The sequence below is a fragment of the Micromonospora sp. RP3T genome (assembly GCF_003027925.1).
In the GTDB taxonomy this organism is placed as follows: Bacteria; Actinomycetota; Actinomycetes; order Mycobacteriales; family Micromonosporaceae; genus Micromonospora.
In genome coordinates, this window is the sequence record NZ_PYPS01000044.1 from 46,934 (window position 1) to 58,058 (window position 11,125).

Here is an 11,125-nt window from a genome sequence, read left to right on the forward strand (position 1 = left end):
CCGCCGGCCGCGACGACATCGGTACGCCGAGTGAGGGTAGGACCACGGTGAACAGCGAGGACGAGAAGTACGTCGAGTACCTGAAGCGTACGACCTCGGAGCTGCGGCGCACCCGGCGGCGGCTGCGGGCGTTGGAGGCCCGCGACACCGAGCCGATCGCGGTGGTGGCGATGACCTGCCGCTACCCGGGCGGCGTCGGCTCGCCCGAGCAGCTCTGGGAGCTGGTCCGCGACGGCCGCGACGGGATCGGCCCGTTCCCCGCCGACCGGGGCTGGGACCTCGACCGACTGTTCCACAGCGACCCGGACCACCCGGGCACCAGCTACGTGCGGGAGGGCGGCTTCGTCTACGACGCCGGGGACTTCGACGCCGACCTGTTCGGCATCAGCCCCCGCGAGGCGGTCGCCATGGACCCGCAGCAGCGGCTGCTGCTGGAGGCGAGCTGGGAGGCGTTCGAACGCGCCGGGCTGCCGCTGCCGGCGGTGCGGGGCAGCCGCACCGGCGTGTTCGTCGGCGCCGCCGCGCACGGCTACGACGCGATCCTCGCCCAGGCCGGGCAGGACGCCGAGGGCCACTCGCTCACCGGCAACTCGACGAGCATCGTCTCCGGCCGGATCGCGTACACGCTCGGCCTGGAAGGGCCGGCGGTCACCATCGACACCGCCTGCTCCTCGTCGTCCGTGGCGATCCACCTGGCCGTGCAGGGCCTGCGCAACGGCGACTGCGAACTGGCGCTGGCCGGCGGCGTCACCGTGATGCCCACCCCGGCGGTGTTCGTCGGCTTCAGCCGCCAGCGCGGCCTGGCCGCAGACGGCCGGTGCAAGCCGTTCGCCGCCGCCGCCGACGGCACGGGCTGGTCCGAGGGCGTCGGCATGCTGCTGCTGGCCCGCCTCTCCGACGCGCAGAAGCACGGCTACCCGGTGCTCGCGGTGATCCGGGGCAGCGCCGTCAACCAGGACGGCGCGTCGAACGGGCTGAGCGCCCCGCACGGCCCGTCCCAGGTGCGCGTCATCCGGCAGGCGCTCGCCAACGCCCGGCTCACCCCGGAGCAGGTCGACGTGGTGGAGGCGCACGGCACCGGCACCACGCTCGGTGACCCGATCGAGGCGCAGGCGCTGCTCGCCACGTACGGGCAGGAGCGGGAGACGCCGCTGCTGCTCGGCTCCGTGAAGTCGAACCTGGGCCACACCCAGGCCGCCGCCGGGGTGGCCGGCGTGATCAAGATGGTGCTGGCCGTCCGGCACGGCGTGGTCCCGCCCACGCTGCACGTCGACGCGCCCTCGCCGCACATCGACTGGACCGCCGGCGCGGTCACGCTCGCCACCGAGGCGATGCCGTGGCCGGCCACCGACCGGCCGCGCCGCGCCGCGGTGTCCTCGTTCGGCGTGTCCGGCACCAACGCGCACACCATCATCGAGCAGGCGCCCGAGCCGGAACCGGTCGAGGACGAGCCGGCACCGACCCCGACCGCCCGGCCGGTGGCGCCGGTGCTGCTCTCCGCCCGGTCCGCCGACGCGCTCGCCGCCCAGGCCGGCCGCTGGGCCGCCTGGCTCGCCGCCGCGCCCGACACGCGCCCGCTCGACGTCGCGTACGCCTCGGTGGTGTCCCGGTCCGTGCTCGACCACCGGGCGGTGGTCGCCGCCGCCGGCCCGGACGACCTGCTCGCCGCGTTGCGCGCGCTCGCCGCCGGCGAGCCGGCCGGCACCGTGCACACCGGCACCGGCACGCCCCGTGGCCAGCTCGCGGTGCTCTTCTCCGGGCAGGGCGCGCAGCGCGCCGGCATGGGCCGCGAGCTGTACGCGCAGTTCCCGGTCTTCGCCGCCGCGCTCGACGAGGTGTGCGCCTTTCTGGACCGGGCGCTGCCCCGGCCGTTGAAGGAGGTGCTGTTCGACGACGGCGACCTGCTGGATCAGACCCAGTTCACCCAGGCCGGCCTGTTCGCGGTCGAGGTGGCGCTGTTCCGTCTCGTCGAGTCGTTCGGGCTGACCCCCGACCTGGTCGGCGGCCACTCCATCGGCGAGGTCACCGCCGCGCACGTGGCGGGCGTGCTGACGCTGGAGCACGCCGCCGCGCTGGTCGCCGCGCGGGGCCGGCTCATGCAGGCGCTGCCGGCCGGCGGCGCGATGCTCGCCGTGGCCGCGCCCGAGGCCGACGTGCGCGCCACGCTGACCGACCCGGACGAGCCGGTCGACGTGGCCGCCGTCAACGGCCCGGCCGCCGTGGTGCTCTCCGGCACGGTGGACGCCGTGGACCGGCTGGCGCAGCTCTGGCGGGACCGGGGTGTACGCACCCGCCGGCTGACCGTCAGCCACGCGTTCCACAGCCCGCTGATGGAGCCGGTGCTGGCGCGGTTCCGGGCGGTGCTGGAGCGGCTGACGTTCGCCGCGCCGACGCTGCCGGTGGTGTCCAACGTGACAGGCGAGCTGGCCGACCCGGACGAGATCCGCACCGCTGACTACTGGGTGCGGCACGTCCGGGAGGCGGTCCGCCACGCCGACGGCGTGCACGCGCTGCGCGCCGCCGGCGCCGACACGTTCCTGGAGCTGGGCCCCCGCGCCGTGCTCACCCCGCTGACCGCCGACATCCTGCCCGGCGAGCCGGTCCGTGCCGTCGCCGCGCAACGCGGCGACCGTCCCGAGGTCGAGGCGCTGCTGGCGGCGCTGGCCGAGCTGCACGTGCACGGCCACCCGGTCACCTGGACCGACTGGTTCGCCGGCACCGGCGCGAACCGGGTCGACCTGCCCACGTACGCGTTCCAGCGGGAGCGCTACTGGGCCGGTGACGGCACGATCCGGCCGGAGCCCCGCCCGGACGCCGCCGACGGCGACTTCTGGGCCGCCGTGGAACGCGGCGACCTGCCGGCCGTGGCGTCCGAACTGGCCGTGCAGGACGACCCGGACGCGGTGGCCGCGCTCGGCCCGGCCGTGCCGGTGCTGTCGTCGTGGCGGCGGGCCCGGCAACGCGACGCGGTGCTCGACGGCTGGTCGTACCGGATCGAGTGGGAGCCGGTCCGTCCCGCGCCCACCCCGACGCTGACCGGCCGCTGGTTGGTCGTCGCCGTCGACGACCCGGCGACCTGGGCGGCGCCGCTCGCGGTGGCCGGCGCCGACGTCGACGTGCTCACCGTGCCCGCCGACACCGACCGTGGCGACCTGGCCGGCCTGCTGCGCGGCCACGACGAGGCGGGCTGGCGGGGCGTGCTCTGCGTGCTGCCCGGCCCGGACGCGCCGCGACCCGACGCGCCCGCCGTGCCGGCCGGAACCGCGCTGCTGCTCACGCTGGTGCAGGCGCTCGCCGACACCGGCCGGGCCGGCCGGCTCTGGTGCGTCACCCGGGGCGCGGTCTCGGTGGGCGGCGGCGAACCGCTCACCGACCCGTACGCGGCGGCTGCCTGGGGCCTCGGCCGGACGGTCGCGCTGGAACAACCCGACCGCTGGGGCGGCCTCGTCGACCTGCCCGCCGACGCCACGCCCGAGCGGATCGACGCCGACGCGCTGCGCGCGGTGCTCGCCGACGGCGGCCACGACGAGGTGGCCGTCCGCCCGCACGGCACGTTCGGCCGCCGGCTCGTCCCCGCCGCAGTCCCCGCCGGCCCCGGCTGGCGGCCGACCGGCACGGTGCTGGTCACCGGCGGCACCGGCGCGCTCGGCCGGCAGGTCACGCGGTGGCTGCTCGCCGCCGGCGCGACCGAGGTGGTGCTCGCCTCCCGGCGCGGCCCCGACGCGCCCGGCGCCGCCGACCTGGCCGCCGAGCTGCCCGGCGCCCGGGTGGTGCGCTGCGACGTCACCGACCCCGCCGCCGTCACCGCGCTGGTCACCGACCTGCCCGCGCTGACCGCCGTGGTGCACACCGCCGGCGTCGTCGACGACGGCATCCTCGACGGCCTCGACCTGACCCGCCTGGCGGCCGTGCTGGACGGCAAGGTCCGCGCCGCGCGGGTGCTGCACGACGCCACCGCCGACCGCCGGCTCGACGCGTTCGTGTTGTTCTCCTCGCTGGCCGGCGTGATCGGCAGCGCCGGGCAGGGCAACTACGCGGCGGCCAACGCCTTCCTGGACGCGTTCGCCGCCTGGCGCCGCGACCTCGGGCTGCCGGCCACCGCGATCGCCTGGGGCGCCTGGTCCGCCGACGGCATGGCCGCCGCCAGCGCCGAGCTGACCGCGCGGCTGACCCGGGGCGGCGTCAACCCGCTGCCGGCCGAGTCGGCCGCCGCCGCGCTCGGCCGGATCGTCGGCGCCGCCGCGCCGGCCGTCACCGTCGCCGACGTCGACTGGGGACGCCTCGCCGCCGTACGCGGCCGGCCCGCGCCGCTGCTCGCCGGCCTGCCCGGCGTGCCCACCGGACCCGCCGTGGTCGCCCCGGCGATGGTGGTCGGCCGGTCCCTGCCGCAGCTCACCGAGCTGGTCCGCACCCAGGCCGCGCTGGTGCTCGGCCACCCGGCCGGCCGGCCGCTGCCCGACCGCACGTTCCGCGACCTGGGCTTCGACTCGCTCACCGCGGTCGAGCTGCGCAACCGGCTCGCCGCCGAGACCGGCATGACGCTGCCCGCCACCCTGGTCTTCGACCACCCCACGGTCGCCGAACTCGCCGCGTACCTGCACGGCCAGGCCGACGACCACACCGGCGGGGCGGTCGTCGCCGCCGACGTCGACAGGCACCGCGAACCCGTCGCCATCGTGGCGATGAGCTGCCGCTTCCCCGGCGGCGTGGCCAGCCCCGAGCAGCTCTGGGACCTGGTCGCCGGCGGCGCCGACGCGCTGTCGCCGATGCCCGAGGAACGCGGCTGGAACGTCGCCGAGCTGTACCACCCCGACCCCGAGCACCTCGGCACCAGCTACGTGCGGGAGGGTGGCTTCGTCGACTCCGCCGGCGAGTTCGACCCGGCGTTCTTCGGCATCAGCCCGCGTGAGGCGCTGGCCATGGACCCGCAGCAGCGGTTGCTGCTGGAGGCGAGCTGGGAGGCGTTCGAACGGGCCCGGCTCGACCCGGCCGCGCTGCGCGGCAGCCGTACCGGCGTCTACGTCGGCACCAACGGGCAGGACTACGGCTCGCTGCTGCTGGCCTCCGGGGACGGCGACGAGAACTACCTCGCCACCGGTGTCTCCGCCAGCGTCATCTCCGGCCGGCTCGCGTACACCTTCGGGTTGCACGGCCCGGCCGTCACGGTCGACACCGCCTGCTCGGCGTCGCTTGTCGCGCTGCACCTCGCCGCGCAGGCGTTGCAGGCGGGGGAGTGCGACCTGGCGCTCGCCGGCGGCGCCACGGTGATGGCCACGCCCGGCATCTTCGTCGGTTTCTCCCGGCAGCGCGGCCTGGCCGCCGACGGCCGCTGCAAGCCGTTCGCCGGAGCCGCCGACGGCACCGGCTGGGGTGAGGGCGTCGGCCTGCTGGTGCTCCAGCGGCTCTCCGACGCCCGCCGCGACGGCAACCCGGTCCTGGCCGTGGTACGCGGCAGCGCGGTCAACTCCGACGGCGCGTCCAACGGGCTCACCGCCCCCAACGGGCCGGCCCAGCAGCGGGTCATCCGACAGGCCCTGGCGAACGCCGGGCTCGCCCCCGACCAGGTCGACGCCGTCGAGGCGCACGGCACCGGCACCACGCTCGGCGACCCGATCGAGGCGCAGGCCCTGATCGCCACCTACGGGCAGGCCCGCGACGCCGACCGGCCGCTCTGGCTCGGCTCGGTCAAGTCGAACCTGGGCCACACCCAGGCCGCCGCCGGTGTGGCCGGCGTGATCAAGATGGTGCTGGCGCTGCGCCACGGCGTGCTGCCGCCCACGCTGCACGTGGACGAGCCCACCCCGCACGTCGACTGGTCCGCCGGCACGGTCGCGCTGCTCACCGAGGCCCGCCCCTGGCCGGCCGACGACCGGCCCCGCCGGGCCGGCGTCTCCTCGTTCGGCATCAGCGGCACCAACGTGCACACCATCCTGGAGCAGGCGCCGCCGGAGGAGACCGCGCCGGACGACGACGCCGGGCCCGCCGGGGAGCTGCCCTGGGCGCTGTCCGGGCGGAGCGCCGCCGCGCTCGCCGCCCGCGCCCGCGACCTGCGGGCGCACCTCGACGCCGTGCCGGACGCCGCGCTGCCCGACCTGGCCTGGTCGCTGGCCACCACCCGCAGCGCCCACGAGCACCGCGCGGTGGTGCTCGCCGCCGGCCGCGACGACCTGAGCGCCGCGCTGGGCGCGCTCGCCGACGGCCGTGGAGCGCCGGACACCGTCACCCGCGCCCCCGGTACGCCGGGCGACGTGGTCTTCGTCTTCCCCGGCCAGGGTTCGCAGTGGACCGGCATGGCCGCCGAGCTGCTCGACACCGCCGGCGTGTTCGCCGAGACGTTCGCCGCCTGCGCGGCGGCGCTGCGCCCGCACGTCGACTGGTCGTTGACCGACGTGGTGCGCGGCGTACCCGGCGCGCCGTCGCTGGAGCGGGTGGACGTGGTGCAGCCGGCGCTGTTCGCGGTCGGCGTGTCCCTGGCCGCGCTGTGGCGCTCCTACGGCGTCCACCCGTCGGCCGTGGTCGGCCACTCCCAGGGCGAGATCGCCGCCGCGTACGTCGCCGGTGGGCTCAGCCTGGACGACGCCGCCGCCGTGGTGGCGTTGCGCAGCCGGATCATCGCCGGCATCGCCGGCGACGGCGGCATGGTCTCGGTCGCCACCACCGCCGACGAGGTCACCGCGACGATCAGCCGCTGGGACGGCCGGGTGTCGCTCGCCGCGATCAACGGCCCGACCGCGGTGGTGGTCTCCGGCGACTCCGCCGCGCTCGACGAGCTGGTCGCCCACTACCAGGGGCGGGACGTGCGGGTACGCCGGGTGCCGGTGGACTACGCGTCGCACTCCGCGCACGTCGAACCGCTGCGGGATCGGCTGCGGGAGCTGCTCGCCGGCCTGCGCCCGCGTACCGGCGGGATCCGGTTCCGGTCCACGGTGACCGGTGAGTGGACCGACACCGCCGGCCTGGACGCCGACTACTGGTACCGCAACCTGCGGCAGACGGTCGGCTTCGACGCCGCCGTCCGCGACCTCGCCGCCACCGGCCACCAGACGTTCGTCGAGGTCAGCGCGCATCCGGTGCTGACCATGGCGATGCAGGAGAGCGTCGAGTCGGCCGCCGTCGACCCGGCCGCGGTCACCGTGACCGGCACGCTGCGCCGCGACGAGGGCGGCTTGGCCCGCTTCCACCGCGCGGTCGCCGAGGTGTACGCCGGTGGCGCCGCCGTCGACTGGCGGCCCGCGTTCGCCGGCCGCCCCACCCGCCGGCTCGATCTGCCCACGTACCCGTTCCAGCGGCAGCTCTACTGGCCGCGCCCGGCCGCCGCCGCGACCGCCGCGACCACGGCCGGCACGGTCGAGGTGGACGAGGTGGACGCCCGTTTCTGGGCGGCCGTCGAGGCCGAGGACCCGGCCGCGGTCGGCGCCGAGCTGGCCGACGTCGCCGAGGTGTCCGAGGACGCCCTCACCGCGCTGCTGCCCGCGCTCGCCGCCTGGCGTCGCCGCCACCGCGACCAGGCCACCATCGACTCGTGGCGCTACCGCGACGGTTGGCTCCCGGTCGCCCCCGACGGCTCCGCCGCGCCGACCCTCACCGGCGCCTGGTGGCTGGTCACCGCCGCCGGGGCCGACGCGGACGCCCCCGCCGACGCCGCGGTCGGCTTCGTGGCGGACGCGTTGCGTCGGCACGGCGCCACCGTCGTCGAGATCGCGCTGACCGGCGCGCCCGACCGGGACGCGCTCACCGACCGGCTGCGCGACACGCACCGGGACACGCCGCCCGCCGGCGTGGTCTCGCTCCTGCCGCTCGACGAGGCGCCGCTGCCCGGCCACCCGCACGTGCCGGCCGGGTTCGCCGGCACCGTCACGCTCACCCAGGCGCTCGGTGACGCCGGCGTCCGCGCGCCGCTGTGGACGCTCACCCGGGGCGCGGTCGCCACCGGCCCCGGCGACCCGCTGACCCACCCGACGCAGCAGCTCGCCTGGGGCTTCGGCCGGATCGCCGCGCTGGAACACCCGGACCGCTGGGGCGGCCTGATCGACCTGCCCGACACCCCGGACGACCGCACCGCCGTCCGGCTCGCCCGCGTCCTCGCCGGCGCCGACGGGGAGGACCAGGTCGCGCTGCGCCCCACCGGCGCGTACGGGCGGCGGCTGCGGCGCGCCCCACTCGGCGACACCCCCGCCCCGCGCGACTGGCGACCCACCGGCACCGCGCTGGTCACCGGCGGCACCGGCGCGCTCGGCGGGCACGTGGCCCGCTGGCTCGCCACCAACGGCGTCGACCACCTGGTGCTGCTGAGCCGGCGCGGCCGGTCCGGTGACGGCGTCGCCGAGCTGGAGGCCGAGCTGACCGCGTCGGGCGCCCGGGTCACGGTGGCGGCCTGCGACGCCGCCGACCGGGACGCGCTCGCCGCCGTGCTGGCCGACGTGCCCGCCGAGCATCCCCTCCGCACCGTCGTGCACACCGCCGCCGTGCTCGACGACGCGGTGATCGGCGCGCTCACCCTCGACCAGCTCGACCACGCCCTCGCCGCCAAGGTCACCGCCGCGGTCAACCTGCACGAGCTGACCCGCGCCCTCGACCTCGACGCGTTCGTGCTGTTCTCCGCGATGGCCGGCACGGTCGGCAGCTCCGGCGTCGGCAACTACGCCCCCGGCAACGCCTACCTCAACGCGCTCGCCGAACACCGCCGCGACCTCGGCCTGCCGGCCACCTCCATCGCCTGGGGCGCCTGGGGCGGCGGCGGCATGGCCGACGGCGAGTTCGGCCGGATGCTGCACCGGCACGGCGCGCCCGAGATGCCGCCCCGGCTCGCGATCGCCGCGCTGCACCAGGCGCTCGCCCACGACGAGACGTTCCTGACCATCTCCAACATCGCCTGGGACCGGTTCCGGGTCGCGCTCACCGCCACCCGCCCGGCCCCGCTGATCGCCGAGATCCCCGAGGTGCGGCGGCTCGCCGCCGAACGGGAACCGGAGGAGACCACCGAGGTCGAGCCGGTCGGCGCGTTCGCCCGGATGGCGTCCGCGCAGCGCCGGCAGGCGCTGCTCGACCTGGTCCGCGACCAGGCGGCCACGGTCCTGAAGTACGACGGCGGCCAGGCCGTCGACCCGCACCACGCGTTCCGGGACCTCGGCTTCGACTCGGTCACCGCGGTCGAGCTGCGCAACCGGCTCGGCACCGCCACCGGGCTGCGCCTGCCGGTCACGCTGGTCTTCGACTACCCGACCGCCACCGCGCTGGCCCGCCACCTCGACGAGGAACTGGGCGGCGGCGCCGAGACCGAGGCGGTCGCCGGCCCCGCGCCGCTGGCCGACGACGAGCCGATCGCGGTGGTCGCCATGTCCTGCCGGTTCCCGGGCGGCGTCACCGACCCGGAGCGGTTCTGGCAGTTGCTGCACGCCGGCCGGGACGCGGTCTCGGACCTGCCCGGCGATCGCGGCTGGGACGTCGACCGGCTCTACGACCCCGACCCCTACTCCGCCGGCACCTCCTACGTCCGCACCGGCGCGTTCCTCTACGACGTGGCTGACTTCGACGCCGGGTTCTTCGGCATCTCACCCCGTGAGGCCGTGGCCATGGACCCGCAGCAGCGCCTGCTGCTGGAGACGTCGTGGGAGGCCATCGAGCGGGCAGGGGTTGACCCGGGTGGCTTGCGGGGTTCACGAACAGGGGTGTTCGTCGGCACGAACGGACAGGACTATGGGGCCCTGTTGATGGTGTCCGCGGACGAGGTCGAAGGGTTCGCGAGCACCGGGAACGCGGCGAGCGTTGTCTCGGGGCGGGTGGCGTACGTGTTGGGGTTGGAAGGACCTGCGGTCTCGGTGGACACGGCGTGTTCGTCGTCGCTGGTCGCGCTGCACCTGGCGGCGGCCGCGCTGCAACGCGGCGAGTGCGACCTGGCGCTCGCCGGTGGCGTGACCGTCATGTCGACCCCGGGGCTGTTCGTCGAGTTCTCCCGCCAGCGTGGCCTCGCCGCCGACGGGCGGTGCAAGGCGTTCGCCGCCGCCGCCGACGGAACCGGATGGGGGGAGGGCGTGGGGATGCTCCTGGTCGAACGGCTCTCCGACGCCCGCCGCAACGGGCATCCGGTGCTCGCCGTGCTGCGCGGCAGCGCGGTCAACCAGGACGGCGCGTCCAACGGGCTGACCGCCCCGAACGGCCCGTCGCAGCAGCGGGTGATCCGGGCGGCGCTGGCCGCCGCGCGGCTGTCCCCGGCCGACGTGGACGTGGTGGAGGCGCACGGCACCGGCACCACGCTCGGTGACCCGATCGAGGCGCAGGCGCTCATCGCCACGTACGGGCAGGGCCGCGCCGACGTCGAACCGCTGCTGCTCGGCTCGGTGAAGTCGAACATCGGCCACACCCAGGCCGCCGCCGGCGTCGCCGGCGTGATCAAGATGATCCTGGCCATGCGGGCCGGGGTGGTCCCGATGACGTTGCACGTGGACGCGCCCTCGCCGCACATCGACTGGTCGGCCGGCGCGGTGGAGTTGGTCACCGAGAACCGGCAGTGGCCGGGCAGCGGGTCCGGCCGTCGGGCGGCGGTGTCCTCGTTCGGCATCTCCGGCACCAACGCGCACGTCATCCTCGAACTGCCCGACGAGGCGTCCACCGAGGCGGACGCCGTCCGGCCCGGCCTGCTCGACGCGGCCGTCACCGCCTGGCCGGTGTCGGCGCGGACCCGCGACGGGCTCGCCCGGCAGGCCCAGCGGCTGTCCCGGCACCTGCGCGCCGACCCGGCCGACCCGGCCGTGGTGGCCTGGTCGCTGGCCACCACCCGGTCGGCGTTCGACCAGCGGGCCGCCGTGGTCGGCTCGTCGGTCGAGGAACTGCTGTCCGGTCTGGACGCGCTCGCGTCCGGCGCGCCCGCCGGCAACCTGGTGGCCGGCGCGGTCGCCGGTCACGGGGCCGGTCCGGTGTTCGTGTTCCCGGGTCAGGGCGCGCAGTCGGCGCGGATGGCTTCCGGCCTGGTGGGTCGGTGCGGGCCGTTCGATGCGGCGTTGGCCGAGTGCCGGGTGGCGCTTTCTCCGTACCTCGATGTCGATCTGGTGGCGGTGTTGACCGGTGACGACGAGTCGTGGTTGGCGCGGGTCGAGGTGGTGCAGCCGGTGCTGTGGGCGGTGGGTGT

Annotated in this window: 1 protein-coding gene; it reads left to right on the forward strand. The window is 76.7% G+C overall.

The genetic code is table 11. The features are described from left to right. Window positions 1–47: 47 nt before the first annotated feature. The coding region (locus C8054_RS27590) for a type I polyketide synthase (RefSeq protein ID WP_107161919.1) at window positions 48–11,125 on the forward strand (11,078 nt) is incomplete at its 3' end.